17 protein-coding genes are annotated in these 22,796 nt (G+C 61.0%); 15 read left to right on the plus strand and 2 right to left on the minus strand.

Features of this window, described 5'->3' with window-relative positions; translation table 11 throughout:
* Window positions 1–2: 2 nt before the first annotated feature.
* The 6 genes from secD to hrpB all read left to right on the plus strand — a co-directional run bounded on the left by secD (window position 3) and on the right by hrpB (window position 8,517).
* Window positions 3–1,592, plus strand: coding sequence for a protein translocase subunit SecD (secD, locus tag FO488_RS08390; protein ID WP_149210147.1), 1,590 nt, complete (start codon window positions 3–5; stop codon window positions 1,590–1,592).
* A gap of 9 nt (window positions 1,593–1,601) precedes the next feature.
* Complete coding sequence (gene secF, locus FO488_RS08395; protein WP_149210148.1) at window positions 1,602–2,522, plus strand: protein translocase subunit SecF; 921 nt, start codon at window positions 1,602–1,604, stop codon at window positions 2,520–2,522.
* Window positions 2,523–2,564: 42 nt separating this feature from the next.
* Window positions 2,565–3,140, plus strand: coding sequence for a tetratricopeptide repeat protein (locus FO488_RS08400; protein ID WP_149210149.1), 576 nt, complete (start codon window positions 2,565–2,567; stop codon window positions 3,138–3,140).
* 254 nt (window positions 3,141–3,394) lie between these two features.
* Complete coding sequence (gene recJ, locus FO488_RS08405) at window positions 3,395–5,083, plus strand: single-stranded-DNA-specific exonuclease RecJ (RefSeq protein ID WP_240732223.1); 1,689 nt, start codon at window positions 3,395–3,397, stop codon at window positions 5,081–5,083.
* A gap of 3 nt (window positions 5,084–5,086) precedes the next feature.
* On the plus strand, window positions 5,087–5,986 hold the full coding sequence (locus FO488_RS08410) for a cation diffusion facilitator family transporter (RefSeq protein ID WP_149210150.1): 900 nt from the start codon (window positions 5,087–5,089) through the stop codon (window positions 5,984–5,986).
* Window positions 5,983–8,517, plus strand: coding sequence for an ATP-dependent helicase HrpB (gene hrpB, locus FO488_RS08415; RefSeq protein WP_149210151.1), 2,535 nt, complete (start codon window positions 5,983–5,985; stop codon window positions 8,515–8,517). The genes FO488_RS08410 and hrpB overlap by 4 nt, the downstream gene beginning before the upstream one ends.
* Window positions 8,518–8,560: 43 nt before the next feature.
* On the opposite strand, the gene FO488_RS08420 is transcribed toward hrpB, so the two are convergent.
* Complete coding sequence (locus FO488_RS08420) at window positions 8,561–10,150, minus strand: glucose-6-phosphate isomerase (protein ID WP_149212119.1); 1,590 nt, start codon at window positions 10,148–10,150, stop codon at window positions 8,561–8,563.
* A 48-nt stretch (window positions 10,151–10,198) separates the two neighbouring features.
* Between FO488_RS08420 and FO488_RS19675 the strand changes: the two genes are divergently transcribed.
* Both FO488_RS19675 and FO488_RS08425 read left to right on the plus strand, forming a co-directional pair.
* Window positions 10,199–10,369: a hypothetical protein gene (locus FO488_RS19675; RefSeq protein WP_205743387.1), complete on the plus strand. Its 171-nt coding sequence runs from the start codon at window positions 10,199–10,201 to the stop codon at window positions 10,367–10,369.
* A 48-nt stretch (window positions 10,370–10,417) separates the two neighbouring features.
* A complete protein-coding gene (locus FO488_RS08425) occupies window positions 10,418–13,915 on the plus strand; it encodes a CheR family methyltransferase (RefSeq protein WP_149210152.1) in 3,498 nt (1,165 codons plus the stop codon).
* A 72-nt stretch (window positions 13,916–13,987) separates the two neighbouring features.
* On the opposite strand, the gene eno is transcribed toward FO488_RS08425, so the two are convergent.
* On the minus strand, window positions 13,988–15,277 hold the full coding sequence (gene eno, locus FO488_RS08430; RefSeq protein WP_149210153.1) for a phosphopyruvate hydratase: 1,290 nt from the start codon (window positions 15,275–15,277) through the stop codon (window positions 13,988–13,990).
* Between the two features lie 239 nt (window positions 15,278–15,516).
* On the opposite strand from eno, the gene FO488_RS08435 reads away from it, so the two are divergent.
* From FO488_RS08435 to FO488_RS08465, 7 genes are all read left to right on the plus strand, one after another.
* Complete coding sequence (locus FO488_RS08435; RefSeq protein ID WP_149210154.1) at window positions 15,517–16,731, plus strand: efflux RND transporter periplasmic adaptor subunit; 1,215 nt, start codon at window positions 15,517–15,519, stop codon at window positions 16,729–16,731.
* A gap of 4 nt (window positions 16,732–16,735) precedes the next feature.
* The gene (locus FO488_RS08440; RefSeq protein ID WP_149212120.1) at window positions 16,736–17,437 is read left to right on the plus strand and encodes an ABC transporter ATP-binding protein; all 702 of its coding nucleotides are present in this window, start codon (window positions 16,736–16,738) and stop codon (window positions 17,435–17,437) included.
* Window positions 17,424–18,581: an FtsX-like permease family protein gene (locus FO488_RS08445; protein WP_149210155.1), complete on the plus strand. Its 1,158-nt coding sequence runs from the start codon at window positions 17,424–17,426 to the stop codon at window positions 18,579–18,581. The genes FO488_RS08440 and FO488_RS08445 overlap by 14 nt, the downstream gene beginning before the upstream one ends.
* A gap of 177 nt (window positions 18,582–18,758) precedes the next feature.
* Entirely contained in the window at window positions 18,759–20,129 is a 1,371-nt protein-coding gene (locus tag FO488_RS08450) for a sigma-54 dependent transcriptional regulator (RefSeq protein WP_149210156.1), read from the plus strand.
* 188 nt (window positions 20,130–20,317) lie between these two features.
* Window positions 20,318–20,536 (plus strand): type IV pilin protein, encoded by a 219-nt coding sequence (locus FO488_RS20420; protein ID WP_149210157.1) that lies wholly within the window; start codon window positions 20,318–20,320, stop codon window positions 20,534–20,536.
* A gap of 29 nt (window positions 20,537–20,565) precedes the next feature.
* Window positions 20,566–20,937 (plus strand): hypothetical protein, encoded by a 372-nt coding sequence (locus FO488_RS08460; protein ID WP_149210158.1) that lies wholly within the window; start codon window positions 20,566–20,568, stop codon window positions 20,935–20,937.
* Window positions 20,938–20,996: 59 nt separating this feature from the next.
* Window positions 20,997–22,721 carry a hypothetical protein gene (locus FO488_RS08465; protein ID WP_149210159.1) on the plus strand — a complete coding sequence of 575 codons (1,725 nt, stop codon included), beginning with the start codon at window positions 20,997–20,999 and terminating at the stop codon, window positions 22,719–22,721.
* The last annotated feature ends 75 nt before the right edge of the window (window positions 22,722–22,796 follow it).

The following is a 22,796-nucleotide window of genomic DNA, read 5'->3' on the forward strand; positions in this document are numbered from 1 at the left end:
TCATGCCGAAAGGAATTGGCTGGCGTATTGGCCTTATAGGCATTTTCGTCCTGCTGTCGTTTCTCTACCTGACCCCGACCCTGGTGTCCAAGCTGCCCTCCTGGTGGAGCGTGCTTCCCAAGGACAAGATCCATCTGGGCCTTGACCTGCAAGGCGGTACGCATCTGGTGCTCGAAGTGGATACCCAGAAGGCGGTCGAGGGGACTCTGGACATCGTGGCCACCGACCTGGAGGACACGCTGACCGGCAAGAACCTCCATTTCAAACGAATCAGCCGGACCGGCTCCGACAAGGTAACGGTGGTTCTGTATGAAAAGGGTACGGCCGATGCGGTGCAGAAGCTTCTCAAGGACAAGTACCCCACCTATGAGCTGAGCCCTCCCCACGACGAAGGCGGCTTTGTCGCCCTGAGCCTGCGGGTGAACGAAAAAGACGCCCAGGATCGCAAGGACAAGGCGGTTCAGCAGGCCCTGGAGACCATCAGGAACAGGATAGACCAGTTCGGCGTCTCCGAGCCGATCATCCAGCGCGAGGGCATCAACCATATCGTCGTGCAGCTCCCCGGCATCAAGGACCCCCAGCGCGCCATCGAGCTGATCGGGCGTACGGCGCGGCTTGAGTTCAAGATGGTTCGCGAGGACGTTTCTCCCTCCGCCGTCACGATTCCCGACGATGCGGAAGTCATGAAGGAAAAAACCGCGGATGCGGCCACCGGCGCCGTCAGCGAAGTGCCGTACGTGCTGCAGAAAAAATCGCTCATCACCGGCGACCTGCTGACCGATGCCCAGGTGCGCATCGATTCCCAGTTCAACCAGCCCTACGTCGCCATCGAGTTCAACTCCCTGGGGGCCAAGCTGTTTGACCAGGTGACCGCCGCCAATGTGGGCAAGCGCTTTGCCATCGTGCTGGACAACAACATCTATTCCGCCCCGGTCATCCGGGAGCGCATCTCCGGCGGTAGCGCCCAGATATCGGGCAACTTCACGGAAAAGACCGCCTCCGACCTGGCCATCGTGCTCCGCGCCGGGGCGCTCCCCGCGCCGGTCAAGATCATCCAGAACGTGACCGTCGGCCCCTCCCTGGGGCAGGATTCCATCAACAAAGGGCTGATGGCCGGCCTCATCGGGGTTGTCCTGGTCGTCGTCTTCATGGCGATCTACTACAAGTTGTCCGGCATGGTGGCCAACATGGGCATGGTGCTGAACGTGATCTACCTGATGGGAGCGCTGGCGGCCATGGGGGCAACCCTGACCCTGCCGGGCATCGCCGCCATCGTCCTTCTGATCGGTATGTCGGTTGACTCCAACGTTCTGATATTCGAGCGCATCCGTGAAGAGCTCAAATTGGGCAAGAGTCCCAAGGCGGCCCTGGATGCCGGCTATGACAAGGCCTTCCTGACCATCATGGACTCCCACATCACCACCCTGATCACGGCGGCGGTGCTGTTCCAGTTCGGTACCGGTCCGGTCAAAGGGTTTGCCGTTTCCCTCAGCCTGGGTGTCATCATCAACCTGTTTACCTCGCTGATCGGCACCAAGGTGACCTTCGACCTGTTCCTGCACAAGGGCACGGCCAAGAAATTGAGCATATAGGGGGAGCACATGGAACTTCTGGGCAAGACCACCATAGACTTTATCGGAAAACGCAATATTTCGTTCGTCATATCGTCGATCATCGCCATTCTGGGCATCGTTGGCATTATTCAGATCGCCCGCGGGGCGGCCAACATGGGGATCGACTTCTCCGGCGGCACCTCCATGCAACTCAAGTTCGCCAAGCCGATGGCCATGGCGGATGCGCGCACGGCGCTGCACAAGCACGGCATCGCCCGGGTCGATCTGCAGGAGATCAAGGAAGGCAACAAACTGCTGATCAAGATCGACAAGAACGCGGGGGCCGCGGTCGGCAAGTCGGCCGACGCGGTCAAGGCCTCCTTCACCAGCGAGTTTGCCGACAACCCCTTTGTCGTGGAGAGCACCACCGAGATCGGTCCCTCCATCGGCGACAAACTGCGCAAGGATACCCTGGTGGCGGTGGCCATTTCGCTTCTGGGCATCATCCTCTACATCGCCTGGCGTTTTGACTTCAAGTTCGGCATCGGCGCCACCGTGGCGACCATCCACGACTGCCTGGCCATGTTCGCGGTCTTTTACCTGTTCAACAAGGAAATCAACCTGCTGTTCATCACCGCGGTGCTGACCATTGCCGGCTATTCCCTGACCGACACGGTGGTCGTGTTCGACCGTATCCGCGAAAACCTGCACAAGAACCTCAAGGGGGCGATGCAGACCATCTTCAACAACAGCATCAACGAGGTGCTTTCCCGGACCATCGTTACCTCTCTGACCGTGTTCCTTGCCGCGGCATCGCTGTTTCTGTTCGGCGGCGAAGTGATCCACGACTTTTCGCTTGCCCTCCTGATCGGCGTGCTGGTCGGCACCTATTCATCGATCTTCGTTGCCAGCCCCATTGTGGTTCTGCTTGAAAACCGCGCCCTGGCAAGACAGGGCGAGAAAGCTTGACCGAATGAATCACGGACTGAAATTCTGAAGGAGAAACAGCCATTGAAAAACGAAAATATAATCATAGCTGTTGTAGCGTTGATAGCCGGTCTCTTGGGCGGTTATCTCGTGTTCAGTATCAGCTCCAGCCATAAACAGCAGCAGGCCATGCCGGCGATCCCGGCCGGTTCCGGCAGTCCGACCGACTATGCCCGCCGTATTGCCGAAGCGGAGAAGATCGTTGCCCAGGACCCGAAAAACGTCACGGTCTGGATCTCCCTCGGCAACGACTACTTCGACACCGATCAGGCCCAGAAAGCCATCGGCGCCTATTCCAAGGCCCTGGAACTGGACCCGAACAACACCAGCGTCCTGACCGACCAGGGGGTCATGTACCGCAGGGTGGGGTGGTACGACAAGGCGCTCGCCAACTTTGAAAAGGCCCTGGCGCTCGACCCCAAGCATCTCCAGAGCCTGTACAACATGGGCATCGTCTATGCCGTCGATATGAAACAGCCGGAAAAGGGGCTGCCGTACTGGAAGAGATACATCGAAGTGGACCCGACCAGCGCCACCGGCATTCAAATCAAGGGCATGATCGAGCAGTACAGCAAGGGAACACCGCCGGCCATGAAATAGACAAAAAGTCCCCCGCCTGACGGGGGATTTTTTTTACCTGCATCGAGGTGGCTTCAAGAACCAGTTCTCTCACCCGCTCGCTACGTTTGCTCAAGCTCACAAAGGCACGGAGAATATCAGAAAACAAAGCCTTTCAAGGGTGAACCATAATTCTTTCTGATTTTCTTTGTGCCTTTGTGAGCTTTGTGAGAGCCAGTCTTTGACGTTGTGAAGTTACGATCAGAGGAAGCATTGTTGTGCATAAGAAATGGAACTTGAAACGAGTTGATGAACGGACAGCCGAACGCCTGGCCCAGGACCTTGCCTTGCACCGGCTTATGGCAACCGTTCTTGTTGCCCGGGGGATTGAAACCGCTAACGAGGCCGCTCCGTTCCTGGCCCCGTCCCTGTCGGATATGCTCGATCCCCAGCTTTTGCGTGGGGTGGCGGGGGCGGTCGAACGCCTGCTGGCTGCGCGCCGTAACCGGGAGACCATCTGCATCTACGGCGATTACGACGTGGACGGCATCAGCGGCACCGCACTCCTGGTGTCCTTTCTGCGGCAGACCGGTTTTTCCTGCCGCTATTTCATCCCGAACCGTTTCGATGACGGCTACGGGTTGAACCGGGAGGCCATTCAGGGGATCATTGACCTGGGCGCCAATCTGATCGTGTCGGTGGACTGCGGCATAACGGCGGTTGAAGAGGCGTTGTTCTGCCGCGAGCAGGGGATCGAACTCATCGTCGTCGATCACCACCTGCCCGGGGAGACGCTCCCGGCTGCCGTCGCCGTGGTAAACCCGATGCAGCCCGGCTGCCCCTATCCCTTCAAGTCCCTGGCCGGGGTCGGGGTGGCCTTCAACCTGCTGGTAGCCCTGCGCACGGCCCTGCGTGACGAGGGGGCTTTCACGGGGGGTAGGGAGCCTGACCTGCGGGAATGGCTCGACCTGGTGGCCCTGGGCACCATCGCCGATGTGGTCCCCCTTACCGGGCAGAACCGCATATTCGCCTTTCATGGCCTGCGGCAGCTCTCCGCGGCGACAAAACCGGGCGTACAAGCCCTCAAACAGGTCGCCGGGGTGACGGGTGGGGTGAGCTGCGGCCAGGTCGGCTTCCGTCTCGCTCCCCGCCTGAATGCCGCCGGCCGCATGGAAAGCGCCGTCCCGGGCGTCGATCTCCTGTTGAGCGGCGATCCGGCGGAATGTCAGGGTATAGCCGAGGACCTGGATGCCGCCAACGCCGAGCGCCAGGCCACAGAACGGCGCATCCTGGATGAGGCGATCGAGATGGTGGAGAAGGCCGGCGCGTACCCCGATTGCCGGAGCATCGTCCTGGCCTCCCCGAACTGGCACCAGGGGGTGGTGGGGATTGTCGCCTCGCGCCTGGTGGAGCGGTACCACCGGCCGACGATCCTGATCAGCCTTGACGAAGACGGCAGCGCTAAGGGGTCGGGCCGCAGCATCCCCGGTTTTCACCTGCTGGATGCCGTCAGGGCCTGCTCCGGCAGCCTGGAACGTTTCGGCGGCCACCGGTACGCCGCCGGCGTGGGCCTGCGGGCGGACGCGTTCGGCGCGTTCGCCGCCGCTTTCGAGGCCGAAGCGGCCCGGCTCCTGACTGCCGACGATCTCGTGGCGCATCTGGAGGTGGATGCCGAGGCGCAACCGGTCGATATTACGCCGGAACTGGCCCGGGAACTGAAACGGCTCGAACCGTTCGGCGCCGGCAACCCCGAGCCGGTGCTGCTCATGCGCGGGCTGAGGGTCATGGAACACCGCGTGGTGGGGGACGGCCATCTGCGGCTGCGGTTGGCCGGGAAAGGGCGCCACTTCAGCGCCATCGCCTTCCGTCTTGCGCCGCGGGAACTCCCTGATATGGTTGATATAGCGTTTTTTCCGGAGATGAACGAATGGAACGGCAACTCCACCCTGCAGTTGCGGGTGAAGGACCTGCGTCCCGCGGAGTGATGCATGCAGCGCAACGAACGTTTTGATCAGGCGGAGAGAGTCATCCGCATCGGCTTCTGGGTCAATGCACTGCTGATGGTCTTCAAGCTGGCCGCCGGCTACTGGGGGCGTTCCGACGCCGTGTTTGCCGACGGCATCGAGAGCGCCTGCGATTTCGTCGCCCTGTTCTCCACCATGGTGGCGCTCAAGCTGGGCCGCAAGCCGTTCGACGAACAGCACCCCTACGGCCACGGCCGGGCCGAAAGCCTGGCGGCCCTTCTGGTCTCCCTGGTCATCGTGGCGACCGGCGCCTGGATCATGGTCGGATCGGTCCATGCGGTCATCGACCGCGACTTCAAATCACCCGGCCTCATCGCCGTTGCGGCGGCTTTCGTCACCATCGTCATCAAGGAGTGGCTCTACCGCTTCTCGCAAAGGACCGGAACGCGCCTGGAGAGCCCGGCGCTTCTGGCGGTCGCCAAGGATCACCGCAAGGACGCCATCACCTCGATCTCGACCCTGGCCGGCGTGGGGGGGGCCTATTTCGGCTGGGGCATCATGGACCCCCTGGCGGCGGGACTCACCTCGATCTTTATCCTGCACATCGGTTTCCAGGCCTTTCGGGAATCGGCCCACGACCTGATGGACGGCGCCGCCCCGCCGGATTTCGTCGGCGAGGTTACCCGCCTGGCGGAGAGCGTGCCGCGGGTGGAGCATGTCCACGGCATCCGCGCCCGCCGTTCCGGCCAGTACATGATCATCGACCTCAAGCTGGATATGGACCCGGCCATGACGGTCAAGGAATCCCACGATGTGGCCACCCGGGTGAAGGAACTGATCTTCCAGGGGTTTTCCAATGTGGGCGACGTCATGATCCACATCAATCCGCACGACGAGGAGCATGAGGACCTGATCAGGCTGTGACGACGACCCCGCTTCCCATTGACGCAATCCTTCCGAACCTCCTCCAGACCGCCCGCACCGCCCCCTGCGCCGTGCTGCACGCCCCGCCCGGCGCGGGCAAGACCAGCCGCGTTCCCCTGGCCCTGCTGGACGTCATTCCCCCCGAGGCGGGCCGCATCGTCATGCTGGAGCCGCGCCGCATCGCCGCGGCATCGGCGGCCCGCTGGATGGCCCGCACCCTGGGGGAGGAGGTCGGGCAGACGGTGGGCTACTCGATCCGCTTCGAGACCCGGGTATCACCCGCCACCCGGGTCGAGGTGGTCACCGAGGGCATCCTGACCCGCCGCATCCAGAACGATCCCCTGCTGGAGGGGGTGGGGATGGTGATCTTCGACGAGTTTCACGAACGAAGCATCCAGGCCGACCTGGGGCTGGCGCTCTGCCTGGAGGTACAGCGCCAGGTACGGCCGGACCTGAAGATCCTGGTCATGTCGGCCACCCTGGATGTGGAGCCCCTGGCGCGTCTCATGGGGGATGCCCCGGTGCTGAGCTCTGCCGGGCGCTCCTTTCCCGTGGAGGAGGTCTACCTGGAGGAACGTTCGTCGGGACGGCTTCCCGACCGTATGGTTGCCGCGATCCAGCGGGCCCTGCGCGAGACGGAGGGGGACCTCCTGGCGTTCCTCCCCGGCAGCGGCGAGATTCGCACCTGCGCCTCCCTGCTGGCGGGATGCGGCTTGGGGGAGAAGGGGGTCTCGGTTCACCAGCTTTACGGCGATCTCCCCTTCGACGAGCAGCAGCGGGCCATCCAGCCCGGCAGGCAGCGCAGGGTGGTGCTGGCCACCAGCATCGCCGAAACCAGCCTCACCATCGAGGGGGTGCGGACGGTGATCGACAGCGGCCTGTCGCGGCGGCTGCGCTTCGACCCGGCCAGCGGCATGAACCGGCTGGTCACGGTGCGCGAATCCGCCTCTTCCGCCGAGCAGCGCAAGGGGAGGGCAGGCCGGCTCGGGCCGGGGACCTGTTACCGTCTGTTCAGCCGCCACACCCTGAGCGCCATGACGCCCCACACCCCGCCGGAGATCCTGGACACCGACCTGTCGCCCCTGGTGTTGGAACTGGCCGCCTGGGGCGTTGCGGACCCGCAGGGCCTGGCCTGGCTCGACCCGCCTCCCGCGGCGGCCCTGGCCGTGGGGCGGCGCTTGCTGGCCGATGTGGGAGCATTGGACGCCCAGGGGCGCATCACCGCCCCGGGGCGGTCCATGATGCGGCTGCCGCTCCATCCGCGCCTGAGCCGGCTGCTGCTGCGGGCCCAGGAACTGGGCTGTTCCCGGCTCGGTTGCGACCTGGCGGCGCTGGTCTCCGAACGGGACATCTTCCGTGCGGCCGGGGTGGGACGCGCACCCCGTGTGGGGCTGTCGGACATCGGCGAGCGCCTGGAATGCCTGCACGCCTGGCGCAATGGCGGTTCCGGCGGGCAATGGGCGGATACGGCGGCCCTGAAAGCGGTGGAGCGGGTGAGCCGCCAACTGGCGCATCTGCTGCCGCCCGCCGCCAAAGACAGGCCGGTCGATACGGATGAGGCGACGGCCAGGCTGCTCTTGGCCGCCTATCCCGACCGGGTGGCCCGGAGCCGCGGGGACGGAGAGGGGCGCTATCTGCTGGCGAGCGGCCGGGGTGCCCGGCTCTCGCCCCGCAGCGTGACCCGAAAGGCCGACTACATCGTGGCGGTAGATGTGGACGGCGGCGGCCAGGGCGAGGGAACCATCCACCTGGCCTCGGAGGTGGGTGAGGAACTGCTGCACCGGGAGTGCGCCGGTCTGATCGTCCGGCAGAACGCAATAACCTGGAGCGAGCGGGAAAAAAGGATTGTGGCGGCCCGGGAGGAGTGCTTCGGGGCGCTCAGGCTCTCGTCCGCACCCTACACACCCGCCCGTGAGGAGGCATGCCCCGTGATCCTGGAGGCGGTGCGGGCCTCCCACCTGGAGCTGCTGGACATGAACGACGGGGTGCGCCGGATGCAGGGGAGGGTGGCGCTCCTGCGCCGGGCCCTGCCGGAGGATGGCTGGCCGGACCTGTCGGACGAAAACCTGCTGGAAACGCTGGAGGAGTGGCTGGGGCCCCATCTGGCCGGGGTGCGCACCGCTCAACAACTGCGGGCGCTGGACCTTGCCCCGCTGGTGCTCGGGCTGTTGGACTACCGCCGCCAGCGGCTTTTGGATGAATTGGCCCCCACGCATCTGGAGGTACCCAGCGGCTCCCGCATCAGACTCGATTACGGGTCCGGCGAGTGGCCCGTATTGGCGGTGAAGCTGCAGGAATTGTTCGGATTGGCGGATACCCCGGCCATCGCCCGGGGGAGGGTGGGGGTGCTGCTGCACCTCCTGTCACCGGCCGGGAGGCCGATCCAGGTTACGCGGGATCTGAAGGGGTTCTGGAACGGCGCCTACCATGAGGTGAAAAAGGAGTTGAAGGGGCGGTATCCAAAACACCCCTGGCCGGACGACCCCTGGAGCGCCCAGCCGACGCGGCGGGCGAAGCCACGGGGTAGCTAGATTTGAAAACAAGAATCTGCCACAGAGTCTCTGTGGCAGAAGTTTATTGCCGTGCCTGAAATCGCCACTCACCGACATCACCCTCGCACACCGCCGCAACACCCCGGCCGGGATTGGCCGCCAGATGCCGCAGGATGGCGAAGACCTGCTCCACCGCCTCCGGTTTGCCGAGGTTCGCGGCGACCTCTCCGGCGGTCATGGCGCTTTGGCCCCTCCCCAGCAGCGCCATGATCTCCTTCTGCAGGGCCAGGACCGCACCGGCCGCCTTTTTCCCCGCTTCGACCCCCGGCTGGTGGTAGGCGTTGATGTTGACCAGGCTGGCGTACAGGCCGACGGCGCGTTCGAACAGGGCGATCAGGACGCCCAGCGTAAATGCGTCGAGCCGTTCCACGGTAATGGTCATGGATTCGCGCCCCTTCTCGTACAGTGCCTGGCGGGTCCCCTGGAAGAAGCCGAAGAGGAAATCACCGCTGGTAATCCCCTCCTCCACCGGCATGGAGGTCTCTTCCCGATCGCGCAGCACCTCCACGAAGGTCACGAAGAAGTTGTTCACCCCTTCGCGCAATTGCTGCACATAGGCGTGCTGGTCGGTGGACCCCTTGTTGCCGTACACCGTCAGTCCCTGGTTGACGATGCTGCCTTCCAGGTCCTTCTCCTTGCCGATGGACTCCATGATCAACTGCTGCAGGTAGCGGGAAAAGAGCAAGAGCCGGTCCTTGTAGGGGAGCATGACCATGTCCTTTTCCCCGCGGCCGCCCGTGGCGTGGTGCCACATCAGGGCCATGAGCGCGGCGGGATTTTGCCGGGTCTCCGGCTGGCGGGTGACGGTGTCGCAGGCCGCGGCGCCGGCCAGCAAGGCCGTGATGTCGAGTCCCTGCAAGGCTGCCGGGAGCAGGCCGACCGCCGAGGTCACGGAGGTGCGGCCGCCGACCCAGTCCCACATGGGGAAGCGGGCGAGCCAGCCTTCCGCGGCGGCGAGCCGGTCCAGTTCGCTTCCGGCGCCGGTCACGGCCACGGCATGGCGGGCGAATTCCAGCCCTGCGCGCCGGTAGGCGGACTGGGCCTCCAGCATGCCGTTGCGGGTCTCCTTCGTGGAACCGCTCTTGGAGATGACGACGGTCAGGGTGCGCCCCAGGTCGTCCCCCAGTTCGGCGAACACCCGATCCATGCCGTCGGGATCGGTGTTGTCGAGGAACGTAGGCTTCATCCGGTCTTTGGGCGTACCGAGGGCGTCGGCCACGAACTGCGGCCCCAGGGCCGAACCGCCGATGCCGATGATGAGCAGGCGCGTGAATTGTCCATTGTTTTGGGATGTTATGCCGCCTGAGTGAATCTGTTGGCTGAAGGTTTTGACCAGGCCGAGGGCCGCCGCAATCTGGTCGCGGATCGCCTCGGTCGGGGCGAGGGGGGCGTTTCGCAGCCAGTAGTGCCCCACCATGCGCTGTTCGTCGGGATTGGCCAGTGCGCCGGCCTCCACGGCGTTCATGGCGGCAAAGGCCCGTTGCATGGGCGGCTCCATGTGCTTAAGGAACGTGTCGGGGAATCCCATGCGGCTGATGTCAAGCGACAGCCCCAGCTTCGGACACAGGCAGAGATGGGTGGCATAGCGCTTCCAGAGTGCGGGCTCGTCCATGGTAACCTCCGGTTCGGTCGTAAACGTCAGAGCCATTTTGCCCTGTCCATGCCGTTTGTCAAGCAGCCAGTCAATTCATCCCCGGATATTGTGTCCGCCGGAGAAAAAACAGGGGGTCCGGGCCGTTTTTCTTCTTGTAACATGGCGAAGTTTTTATTAGGTTCAGGACAATGGGAAAAACAGCCTGCCATCCCCCTGCTTTCCATGGTGACGCTCTAAGTAGCCGCATCCGCTCTGACGGGGCCGAATTCAGGATAGAGGTCTGTTATGAGAAGAAAGTCAGCGACCGACACACCCCACGCGGAGCTCCCTGCCGAACTTGACGGGCAATTGCCCGCAATTCTGGAGCTGGTACAGGCCAGGACCGGCCACGATTTCAGCTCCTACAAGGCCAATACCATCCAACGGCGCATCGAGCGGCGCATGGCGATGAACAATGTGCGCGGGGCTGCCGACTACCTTGCCTTCCTGAACGGAAACCCCCGGGAAGCCCATGATCTCTGCCGGGAGTTCCTCATCGGGGTCACCGGATTTTTCCGCGACCCGGAAGCGTTTGCCGTCCTCGGCCGCGAGGTCGTGCCGCGTCTCTTCGCGGGGCGCACTGCCGACGACCCGGTACGCATCTGGCACCCCTGCTGCTCCACGGGCGAAGAGGCCTACTCCATGGCCATCCTGGTCAGGGAGTATCTGGAGAGCCGGAACCGTACCGCCGAGGTGCTGATCTTTGCCAGCGACCTGGACGAAGAGGCGCTCGCCCAGGCCCGGGCCGGGCACTATCCCGACGCCATCGAGGCGACCGTGGGGGCGGAGCGGCTCGCTGCCTGGTTCACCAAAACGGACGGCGGCTACCAGGTGACCGGGCAACTGCGGGAGATGGTCGTCTTCGCCCATCACAGCCTGATCAAGGACCCCCCTTTTTCCCGCCTCGACCTGCTCGTCTGCCGCAACGGCCTGATCTACCTCACCCCTGCCATGCAGAAACGGCTCATCCCCCTCTTTCACCAGGTGCTGAAACCGGATGGTTTCCTGTTCCTCGGGGCCGCGGAATCGATAGGCCAGCATGCCGATTTGTTCCTCCCGATCCATAAGAAGTGGAAGATCTTCCGGCGCCGGGAGAGCAGCCGGTCCGGCGAAACGGTCTTCCCCTTTTCCGTTTCCGTCCCCAAGGCCGCCGGGGCGGTCCGGTCTCCACGGACTGCCGAGGCACGGGATGACGCCCCCGCGGAGCGTGCCGAGAAGCTCCTCGCGGAGCGGTACGCCCCTCCCTGGGTGTTGATCAACGACAAGTACGAGGTGGTCCATGTCTCCCCCCGCGCCAGCCGTTTTCTCGAAGTGCCGGTGGGCGAACCGTCCCGCGACATCCTGAAAATGGCGCGGGAGGCCCTGCGGCCGTCGCTGCGGGCGGCGATCCACACGGCATTCGGCGAACGGAGGCAGGTTGTTTTCCGGGGGGTGAAGGTCGGTGACGGCGAGGGGGAAGCAACGGTCAACGTGCTGGTGGAACCGCTCGCCACGACGCAGCTTGGCGTAATCCAGGCCATGGTGGCCTTCGAGCCGGTATGCGCCCCCCCGATGGCCCCAACGGCCCACGGCGCCGAAATCGCCCCGGGCGACGAATCCTCCAAGGATGCCTTGATACGCCACCTGGAGGAGCAATTGTGCGTCACCCACGAACAGCTACAGGTCGCCGTCGAACAGCTCGCCACCTCAAGCGAGGGGTTCATGTCCTCCAGCGAAGAGCTCATCACCATCAACGAAGAATACCAGTCCATGAACGAAGAGCTGCAGGCGACCAACGAGGAGTTGGAAACCTCGAAAGAGGAATTGCAGGCGCTCAACGAGGAACTGCTCTCCGTCAACGCCGAACTGCAGCAGAAGGTGGAAGAGCTCAATCTGGCCAATAGCGACATGGAAAACCTCTTCGCCAGCTCGGAGATCGCCGCCATCTTTCTTGACCGGCAACTGGTCATCAAGCGTTTTTCTCCCGCCATGGCCGCCATCTTCAGCCTGATTCCGGCCGATATGGGCCGCCCCTTCCAGCACCTGGCGGGAAAGCTCGACTGGTCGTCCCTTTCCTGCGATGCCCGGGAGGTGCTGGGGGGACACCCCATTGCCGAGCGCGAGGTTACGACCCTGGAAGAAGGGCGCTGCTACCTCAAGCGGGTGCTCCCCTATCGCAGCCACGATGGGGTCGTGAGCGGTATCGTCATCATCCTGGTGGACATCAGCGCGCACAAAAAGGCCGAAGAGGTGAGGGCCCGTCTGGCGGCCATTGTGGAATCGTCGGATAACGCCATTATCTCCAAGGGGCTGGACGGCCGTATCAGCACCTGGAACAGCGGCGCCGAACGGCTGTTCGGCTATCGGGCCGAAGAGATCATCGGGAAGCCGGTCTCCCTCCTCTTTCCCCCCGAACTGCCGGCCGAAGATGAGCAGATACTGGCTCTGCTGAAGGCCGGCGAGCGGGTCGATCACCTGGAAACCGTACGCTTGGCCAGGGACGGCCGGAGAATCGACGTATCCCTGACCGCCTCGCCCGTTAAAGATGATGTGGGCCGCATCATCGGGGCATCACAGATCGTCCGGGATATCACCGAGAGGAAAAAGGTGGAGGAGCACGCCCGGCATCTCGCCTCGTTTCCGCAATTGGACCCCAATCCGGTCCTGGAGGCGGATGCAGCGGGCACCATTGTCTTTGCCAATCCTGCCGCACAGCGTTTCCTGGAGTCCGTCGGGCTGACCGGGGAAGACGCCGTGCGCTTTCTTCCGGGGGATGTGAAGGAGATCCTGGAGGAGTGGGACAGGACGACCGAATCGACCCTGTACCGGGAAATCGTCATCAGGGACAGGGTCTTCGGGGAGACGATCCAGTTGCTCCCCCGTTTCAACCTGGTGCGCATGTATGCCCATGAAATAACCAAGCGCAAGCGGGCGGAGGAGGAACTGCTCCGTGCCCACGACGAGTTGGAGCATCGGGTTGCGGAACGCACCGAGGAGCTGGCGGCGGCGCTTACGTCCCTGCGGAAGGAAACCAGCGAACGGCTGCACGCCCTGGAGGCCCTGCGCAAAAAGGAACAGATGCTCCTGCAGCAGAGCCGCCTGGCGGCCATGGGAGAGATGATCAACAATATCGCCCACCAGTGGCGTCAGCCGCTGAACGTGCTGGGGCTTTTGGTTCAGCAGATACGGCTGTTTTACGGTATGGAGCAGTTCAGTCAGGAGTTTCTGGACGAAACCGTCGGCAAGGCGATGGGGTTGGTCAATCACATGTCCCAGACCATCGACGACTTCAGGAATTTTTTCAAGCCGGACAAGGAGAAGGTCGAGTTTGCGATCCGGGATGTGGTGGTAAAAACCCTGGCGCTGGTGGAGGAAAGTTTCAAGAACCAGCAGATTGCGGTTGAGATCCAGACAAACGCCAACCCCCGGGTTACCGGCTATCCGAACGAGTACTCCCAGGCCCTGCTGAATATCCTGCTGAATGCCCGGGATGCGCTGCTGGACAAGCGCCCCGACGGGGCCAAGGTCATGGTGGCCATAGACAGGGAGGACGGACGCTCCATTGTGACCATAACCGACAACGCCGGCGGCATCGCCGGGGATACCATGGGCAAGATCTTCGAGCCGTATTTTACCACCAAAGGACCGGACAAGGGGACGGGGGTGGGGCTGTTCATGTCGAAAGCCATCATTGAAAAGAATATGAACGGCAGGCTGACGGCACGCAACATCGCCGATGGCGCGGAATTCAGGATAGAGGTCTGAACGGGGGAGCCGGGAACGAAAAAAGGCGGGGATGCCCGCCTTTTTTCGTTTTATGTGCCGCCCGGTTGGGAACTATTTCTTCACGTTGTAGAAGACCTCGTGCCCCCTGAACAGGGCCACGTTTTCCAGTTCGTCCTCGATGCGCAGCAACTGGTTGTATTTGGCAACGCGGTCGGTGCGGCAGAGGGAGCCGGTCTTGATCTGGCCGGCATTGACCGCCACGGCCAGGTCGGCCAGGGTGGTGTCCTCGGTTTCGCCCGAACGGTGGGAGATCACCGTGGTGTAGCCGGCCCGTTTGGCCATCTCGATGGCCTCCAGGGTCTCGGTCAGGGTGCCGATCTGGTTGAGCTTGATGAGGATCGAGTTGGCAATACCCTTCTGGATGCCTTCCTTGAGGATCTTGGGGTTGGTGACGAACAGGTCGTCCCCCACCAGCTGAATGCGCTTGCCCAGGCGCTCGGTCAGCTTTTTCCAGCCATCCCAATCGTTTTCGGCCATGCCGTCCTCGATGGAGATGATCGGGTATTTGTTGACCAGGTTCTCATAGAAATTCACCATGTCGTCGGCGCTCTTCTCCTTCTGCGCCTCGTTTTCCAGGATGTATTTCCCGTCCCGGTACAGCTCGGACGAGGCCACGTCCAGGGCCAGAAGCACGTCCTCGCCCGGCTTGTAGCCGGCCTTGACGATGGCTTCCATGATCACTTCCAGGGCCTCTTCGTTGGATTTCAGGTTGGGGGCGAAACCGCCCTCGTCGCCCACGGCGGTGTTGTAGCCTTTGCCCTTGAGCACGGATTTCAGGGCGTGAAAGACCTCGGCCCCCATGCGCAGGGCCTCGGCGAAGTTCTTCGCACCGGCCGGCATGATCATGAATTCCTGGATATCCACGTTGTTGTCGGCATGGGCGCCGCCGTTGATGATGTTCATCATCGGCAACGGCAGTTCGCGGGCGCCGGCGCCGCCGATGTATTTGTACAGCGGCTGCCCCGCTTCCTCGGCGGCCGCCTTGGCCACGGCCAGGGATACGCCCAGGATGGCGTTGGCGCCCAGGTTGCTTTTGTATTCGGTGCCGTCCAGCTCCAGCATCTTCATGTCGATGCCGACCTGGTCGTCGGACTCCATGCCGATGATCTCATCGGCGATCTGGTTGTTGACGTTGTCCACCGCCTTGAGTACGCCTTTGCCCAGATACCGGGACGTGTCGCCGTCGCGCAGTTCCAGGGCTTCACGTTCGCCGGTGGATGCACCGGAGGGAACGGCGGCCCGCCCAAAGGCCCCGGATTCGAGAAACACCTCCACTTCAAGTGTCGGATTTCCGCGGGAATCCAGAATCTCCCGAGCATAGACATCTACGATTTCACTCATTGCTGCCCCCTTGCATGGAATTGGTTGGTATGGAGATACCCTGTCTCCGTAAACACAAAATAGCATTTCTATATCATATTACTTTCAAGAAATACAGACATGCCGGGAAAAAATATGGCCCGCGCAGAAATATCCCCGCCACTTTGGCAGACACGTATTCACATTATGTCGTAATAATGGTATGAAATAGCTGCCCATTGTTTGCGGACAAAATCCTCTGGTCAGCGGAGAAGGAATTCATGCCGGCAGGTTCCCTGGATCGCCTCACCATCGACAAGTCCCGCCAGCCTTCACCCGTGCGGGGTAGGGGGTGGCGTACGCGCCTTCTGGTGGCGGTTGCCGTCGTGCTCGCTGCCGGGATGGTGCTGCTGGCCGCCCAGAGGCGCTCCGTCTCCATTGAAACGACCAACGTCTCCCAGGTGTTTCCGACCCAGTCCTTTACCCTGTTGAACGCAAGCGGCTACGTGGTGGCCCAGCGCAAGGCGGCGGTGGCCGCCAAGACCACCGGCCGGCTGGAATGGCTGGGGGTGGAGGAGGGGAGCCGGGTGACGGGCGGCCAGGTTATCGCCCGGTTGGAGAACAAGGACCTGGAGGCGGCCGTGCGGCAGAGCGAGGCCCAGGTCCAGAGCGCCCGGTCTGCACTTGATCAGGTCAAGGCGGAACTGGTCGATGCCAAACAGGCGTTCCTGCGGGACAAGGAGTTGCTCAGCCAGGGGATCGTCGCCCAGTCCGAATACGACGCGGCCTACGCGCGCTACAAGAAGGCCGTTGCCGGCGTGGCGGGTGCCGAAGCCGGCATCCGCACCGCCACCGCCGCGCTGCGGGGGGCGACCGTGAATTACGATTACAGCCTGATCCGGGCTCCGTTCGACGCCGTTGTCCTGACCAAGAACGCCGACGTGGGAGACATCATCACCCCCCTGGGGGCAGCGGCCAATGCCAAGGCGGCCGTAGTCTCCATAGCGGATCTCGGCTCCCTGGAGGTGGAGGCCGACGTCTCCGAGTCGAACCTGGCGGTGGTAAAGGCGGGGCAGCCGTGCGAGGTGACCCTGGATGCCCTGCCCAATACCCGCTTCCGTGCCGTCGTGCACACCATCGTGCCGACTGCCGACCGCACCAAGGCGTCGGTCATGGTCAAGGTGCGCCTTGTGGATGCCGACCCCCGCATCCTGCCGGAGATGAGCGCCAAGGTGGCCTTCCTGGAACGGGAGGCCCAGAAAGCGGACCAGTTGCCGCGCATCGCCGTCAAGCCGTCGGCAATCGTCACCTTCGGCGGCCGCCAGGGCGTCTATCTCGTCAGGGGGGAGCGCGTGGTTTTCACCCCCGTTACCCGCGGCGCGCCGTTGGGCGATCTGGTGGAGGTGGGCGGGGTGAAATCCGGCGACCGGGTCGCGCTCAAGCCGCTGGATAAACTGAAGGATGGGGCCAGGATCAGCCTGGCCGGGGAAAAATAGGGTGATGGCCGGTTCCGGGGAACGGCGGATCGTCGTCAGCATCCGCAACGCCGCCAAGTCCTATCGGCGGGGCAGCCAGGTGGTGCCGGTCCTGGAGGATATCACCTTCGATATCGAGCAGGGGGAATTCCTGGCGTTGATGGGGCCGTCCGGCTCGGGCAAGAGTACCCTGCTCAACCTGATTGCCGGCATCGATTCCGTGGACAGCGGTTCCATCGTGGTGGACGGCGTGGATATCGCCACCCTGGGGGAACGGGAGCTTGCCGACTGGCGCGCGGCCCACGTGGGTTTCATCTTCCAGTTCTACAACCTCATCCCGGTTCTGACCGCGTTTGAAAACGTGGAGCTGCCGCTCCTCCTGACGCCGCTTGGCCGCCGTGAGCGCCGGGAACACGTGGTGGCCGCCCTGGAGGTGGTCGGCCTGGCCGACCGCATGGAACACTACCCCTCCCAGCTTTCGGGCGGCCAGCAGCAGCGGGTCGCCATCGCCCGGGCCGTGGTGAGCGACCCTTCCATCCTGGTGGCCGACGAGCCGACCGGCGACCTGGACCGGGTCTCCGCCGAGGAGATTCTCGGCCTCATGGCGCGCCTGAACAGCGAGTTCGGCAAGACGATCATCATGGTGACCCACGATCCGCGTGCCGCCGAAAAGGCCCATTGCATCAGGCACCTGGAAAAGGGCGTGCTGAGCGATGTTCCTTCTTAAACTGCTCTCAAGGAACGCCCTGCGCCACCGTCTGCGCACCGGGCTTACCATTGTGGGGATCACCATCGCCATCCTGGCTTTCGGCCTGTTGCGGACGGTGGTCAGCGCCTGGTATGCCGGGGTCAACGCCTCGTCGGCCGCACGCCTGATCTCGCGCAATGCCATCTCCCTGAGCTTTTCCCTGCCCCTTTCCTACCTGGAGCGGTTCAGGCAGGTGGAGGGGGTCCAGTCGGTTTCCTATGCCAACTGGTTCGGCGGCGTCTATATCACGGAGAAGAACTTTTTCCCGAATTTTGCCATAGAGCCGAAAAGCTATTTCGAGCTGTATCCCGAATTCGTGCTTTCACCCGAGGAAAAACGGGCGTTCCTGCTTGACCGTAAGGGGTGCGTGGCCGGCCGGAAGCTGGCCGAGCGCTTCGGCTGGAAGGTGGGCGACAGCATCACGCTCAAGGGCACCATCTTTCCCGGCACGTGGGAATTCGTCCTGCGCGGCATCTATCGCGGAGCGGAGAAATCGACCGACGAGAGTCAATTCTTCTTCCAGTGGGACTATCTGAACGAGACCCTGAAGAAGACGGTCTCGCGCCGGGCCGACCAGGTGGGCGTCGTCATCCTGGGACTGAAAAATCCGCAGACCGCCGCAGAAACCTCCCTGGCGGTGGATGCGCGGTTCAGGAACTCCCTGGCCGAAACCCTGACCGAGACGGAAAAGGCCTTCCAGCTCAGCTTCGTCTCCATGACCGAGGCTATCGTGGTGGCCATCCGCATCGTGTCGTACGTGGTGATCGTCATCATCATGGCGGTGGTGGCCAACACCATGGCCATGACCGCCCGGGAGCGGATCGGCGAGTACGCCGTCTTCAAGGCCCTGGGGTTCAGGGGGTATTACATTGCCGGCATGGTGTTCGGCGAGTCCCTTTTTATCGCCATGACCGGCTGTGCGACCGGCATCGTCCTGACCTTTCCGGTGGCCGCCAGGTTCGGCAAGGTCATGGGCGCGTTTTTTCCCGTATTCCAGGTCGAGCGGTCAACCCTGTACCTGGATGTGCTGTTCTGCCTGGTGGTCGGTCTGGTGGCGGCGCTCTTTCCCACCTGGCGGGCGGTCAGGATCGGGATTGCCGACGGCCTGCGCAGGATCGGCTAGTTTCCGCCCGGAAAGGGGTCTTTTCCGCCCATGCGGCGTCAATCTTCGGGCTTGCTTGTGCGGCGTACTGATGTACGCCTCCGCGCAATCCCTCGATTTCCTTGCCTGGACGAAAAATCCCTCCTTTCCGAATCGGAAACTTGGATAGAATTATTGGGAGATGTGACGAGGAGACCCATGAAAACCAGAATCCTGATCGTTGATGACGAACTGAGCATGCGCGAATTCCTCGCGATCCTGCTGGAGCGGGAAGGGTACGGGGTGGTGGTGGCGAGCAACGCCGAGGAGGCGCTCCGCCAGATTGACGGCTCCCTGTTCGATCTGGTCATATCGGACGTGCAGATGCCCGGCCTGAGCGGCATCGAACTTTTGGCCCGGATCAAGCAGACGACCCCGGACACCGCCGTGCTCATGGTGACGGCATTCACCGCGGCGGAGCAGGCGGTGGAGGCCATGAAGCTGGGGGCCTACGATTACATCTCCAAGCCGTTCAAGAACGAGGAGATCAAGATCCTGATCAGCAAGGCCCTGGAGAAACAGGGGTTGAAGCGGGAGAACACCATCCTCAGGCAGGAGGCGGCCCAGCGGGACGGTTTCTGCGGCATCATCGGCAAGAGCGCCAGGATGCGGGAACTGTTCGACATGATCCAGAAGGTCGCCCCCAGCCAAAGTTCGGTGCTGATCCAGGGGGAGAGCGGCACCGGCAAGGAGTTGGCGGCCCGGGCCATCCACGCATGCAGCCCGCGCAAGGCCAAACCCTTCGTGGCGGTCAACTGCGGGGCCATCCCCGAATCCCTGATCGAGAGCGAGCTGTTCGGCCACAAGAAGGGCGCCTTTACCGGCGCGGTGGCCGATAGGCCCGGTCTCTTCGAACAGGCCGAGGGGGGCACGCTCTTCCTGGACGAGATCGGTGAACTGCCGCTCCTCTTGCAGACCAAGCTGCTGCGGGTCCTGCAGGAGCGTGAGTTCCGCAGGGTGGGGGACGCCAAGGTGTTCAAGGCGGATGTGCGCGTGCTGACCGCCTCCAACCGTGACTTGGACGAAGACATCAGGACCGGCGCTTTCCGGGAGGATCTCTACTACCGCATCAACGTGGTGCAGATCGTCATGCCGCCGCTCAGGGAGCGGATCGAGGACATCCCGCTCCTTGTGGAGCATTTCTGCCGCAAGCTGCATCCCGACGCCCCGGCGACGGTTTCCCCGGGGGCGCTCAAGGCGCTGATGAATTACTCTTTTCCCGGCAATATCCGCGAACTGGAGAATATCGTCGAGCGCAGCCTGATCCTGGACAGCGAGATCATTGCCGAAGGGAGCCTCCCCAAGCAGGTTACCGCCGGTAGGGCACCCTGCCTGGGCACGGAGATTGTGATCCCCGACGAGGGGATGTTCCTGGAACCGCTCTTGGAAAACCTGGAGCGGCAGTATCTGCTGAAGGCGCTGGAAAAGACCGGCGGCGCCAAGAAAAAGGCCGCCGAACTGCTGGGCATGACGTTTCGGTCGTTTCGGTATCGGTTGGCGAAGTTGGGGATGGATAGTGGAGTGGAGTGACAATAATTGTCAGGTTGGGTGACGCGTTGGGTCTTGTTCTGGGAGCCACAGCACGTTGCCTTTCAGATATGTTTGTATTATCAATTTGTTATGATTGTCTTGGGTTTGGCTCCCGATTTGCATGAGTTAAGCTTTGAATTTTCAACATTATATCCTGATGGAACACAACACAACGAAAGGGGAAAAACATGCTACAAAAAATGAGAAACAAAAAAGGCTTCACCTTGATCGAACTGTTGATTGTTGTTGCGATCATCGGTATTCTGGCCGCCGTGGCCATTCCGCAGTTCAACGCGTATCGTCAAAAGGCCTATAACAGTGCCGCGTCGAGTGACTTGAAAAACACGAAAACCGCACTTGAATCCGTCATGGCAGACGCACAGAAGTATCCCACCAATCTCCAGTAATTAATTTATACGATGAAAGGGGCGTTCTAATGAAAAGAAAAATTTTCGCATTGGCCGGACTTGTCGCCATGATCATGTCAAATGCTTCCATGACTCTTGCTGCAACGGCGGCAGGGACTGAATTCGTTGCAACGGCGGGAGCTGCAATTCAGTATAGTACCGATGGTACAAATTACAAAGACCTTGCCAAGCTGTCGAACAACGTTGCCATGCATTGCTTGGTCAGTACCGCATCGGACCAATATTCGCTGGCATCAAAGCATACCCAATCGATTCGCGAGTATGGCACCTCTTCTCAAGATACCAAAATGTATTACCATGAACTTGCAACTACTGCTACAGCGATGACTACTCTTTCTGCAACGGATACGAGCCAGATGACATCGTGGACATCCATGTAGCATCTTCTTCTACACCGTAACGGGATGCTTCGGCATCCCGTTTTTTTTGGAGCTTCTTTGTGCAAAACGCTGCTGTTAATGTCAGAAATCAATCTCTCATTATCATCACCATCCTGTTGAGCTGTTTTTACCCTTCACTCTTTGCCCCCTTCAATTCCATCGATGATGTCAAAATGGTTAATCAACTGATCAACGTTGATGCCATTTCTCCTGAAAATTTATTTTTCTCCGGTGGCAGTGGGCAATACTATCGCCCCTTGTTATTTGCCACGTTTCTGTTTGACAAACTTGTCTGGGGGGTCCAGGAAAGCTTCATGCACCTGGAGAATGTTCTGCTTCATCTTGTCAACACCCTGCTGGTTTTTTGTCTTGTCAGGCAGTTTGCCAAAGCATGGCATTGGGATATGCCATATCTTTCATTTGTTACAGCCCTCCTGTTTGGCCTTCATCCCATAGTCACAGAACCGGTTAACTGGGTATCCGGGCGTACCGACCTGCTTGCTGGGACATTCGTTCTCTCCACGATCTTGTTGTTCATTCGCTCCACGTACCAATCATCTTATTTGTTTGGTGGTGCGGGTGCTTTTCTCTTGTTTTGTGGGTGCCTTTCAAAAGAAACAGCCTTGTTTGTTCTGCCGGTACTCTGTTTGTGGTGTCTTCTCCCTCCACGAGACGGTAGCTGTCAGCCTTCAGTGTGCCTGAGAGCGTTTCTCTTTGTATCGTATCTTGTGTCGGGTCTTGGCTATCTGTTAATGCGCTGGCATGCCTTGAGCGGCGGCGACAAGATTCTACGTACTGTGGCCAATGGGACCGGCGGTTCCGGCGCCACGTTTGGCATTTGGGATATAATTCGAGTTGGCCTTAAAACAGCTGGCTTTTATTGTAAAAAACTTATCCTACCCCTTCCGCTTAACTTCGGGATTGTCAAAATATCGCCCCATTATTTCTGGTTAGGGCTTCTGGTATGCATGGGAATCTGTTATTGTCTGTATGCACGCACTACTGTTGCTTACCTGTTTATTGCCGCTTTTTGCCTGGTATCACCTGCTTTTCTTCTGCCGCTGTTGAAGATTACATGGACGCCGGTTGCTGAACGGTATGTGTATATTGCTTCCGCCCCATTGCTCATTGCTCTCTCGATTCTTTTTGTCCGCTATCTGCAAGCACATTTGCCAGCATCGGCAATGGTGTTTTTCGTGACCGTTTTGTTGTCTTGTGCCGGTTTTGTCACTGTTAAGCGCACTTTTATCTGGCAAGACAATTTATCTTTATTTGAGGATACCGTAAGAAAATCGCCCGATTTTTCAGCCGCAAAAAATGAGTTGGCTATTGCCTTGAGTGACAGAGGCAGGATTGAGGAGGCCAATAAGTTGCTGCTTGCCAACAGCGGGAACGATGCCCAACCTTCATCCATCAATAAAATCAAGGTTTTTGTGAACGACGGCAAGTTTGAGGAAGCATACAGACTGATGGGAGAACGGAAGAGCAGGGGAGCAAAGGAGGATAAGGATTCTCTGGATCTGCTGTACTTGATTGATGCACAACGGCTTAAAAGTTCAAAAAATGATCGCCAGTCACGGGAAATACGTCAGGAAATGCTTGTGATCTTGGAAAAACTTCATTCATTGTCAGGAGATTCGGTATACTTTTATCGGATTGGGCAGATACAGTTGCGATTGGGGAACAAACTTGCTGCCAAACAATCTTTTAAGAGTGCATGGCAAAATTCATTACCAAACTGTTATTATTATGAAGCTGCCAAGAAACTTGCAGAACGTTTGTGAAGAATAGTTAATTATAGCTTCGTAAGGCTTTTGCGTATCGATTAGTTTTTTTCCGTATCACTCGTCAATTTTACC

The organism is Geobacter sp. FeAm09, assembly GCF_008330225.1.
Lineage (GTDB): Bacteria > Desulfobacterota > Desulfuromonadia > Geobacterales > Pseudopelobacteraceae > Oryzomonas.

What these genes read in the sequence shown, in the direction of transcription:
- FO488_RS08445 (WP_149210155.1), top strand. Translation starts at nt 17,424, where the DNA reads ATGTTCCTTCTTAAACTGCTCTCAAGGAACGCCCTGCGCCACCGTCTG.
- secF (WP_149210148.1), top strand. Translation starts at nt 1,602, where the DNA reads ATGGAACTTCTGGGCAAGACCACCATAGACTTTATCGGAAAACGCAAT.
- eno (WP_149210153.1), bottom strand. Translation starts at nt 15,277, where the DNA reads ATGAGTGAAATCGTAGATGTCTATGCTCGGGAGATTCTGGATTCCCGC.
- FO488_RS08440 (WP_149212120.1), top strand. Translation starts at nt 16,736, where the DNA reads ATGGCCGGTTCCGGGGAACGGCGGATCGTCGTCAGCATCCGCAACGCC.
- FO488_RS08425 (WP_149210152.1), top strand. Translation starts at nt 10,418, where the DNA reads ATGAGAAGAAAGTCAGCGACCGACACACCCCACGCGGAGCTCCCTGCC.
- FO488_RS20420 (WP_149210157.1), top strand. Translation starts at nt 20,318, where the DNA reads ATGCTACAAAAAATGAGAAACAAAAAAGGCTTCACCTTGATCGAACTG.
- FO488_RS19675 (WP_205743387.1), top strand. Translation starts at nt 10,199, where the DNA reads ATGCCGTTTGTCAAGCAGCCAGTCAATTCATCCCCGGATATTGTGTCC.
- secD (WP_149210147.1), top strand. Translation starts at nt 3, where the DNA reads ATGCCGAAAGGAATTGGCTGGCGTATTGGCCTTATAGGCATTTTCGTC.
- FO488_RS08410 (WP_149210150.1), top strand. Translation starts at nt 5,087, where the DNA reads ATGCAGCGCAACGAACGTTTTGATCAGGCGGAGAGAGTCATCCGCATC.
- FO488_RS08435 (WP_149210154.1), top strand. Translation starts at nt 15,517, where the DNA reads ATGCCGGCAGGTTCCCTGGATCGCCTCACCATCGACAAGTCCCGCCAG.
- FO488_RS08460 (WP_149210158.1), top strand. Translation starts at nt 20,566, where the DNA reads ATGAAAAGAAAAATTTTCGCATTGGCCGGACTTGTCGCCATGATCATG.
- FO488_RS08420 (WP_149212119.1), bottom strand. Translation starts at nt 10,150, where the DNA reads ATGGACGAGCCCGCACTCTGGAAGCGCTATGCCACCCATCTCTGCCTG.
- FO488_RS08450 (WP_149210156.1), top strand. Translation starts at nt 18,759, where the DNA reads ATGAAAACCAGAATCCTGATCGTTGATGACGAACTGAGCATGCGCGAA.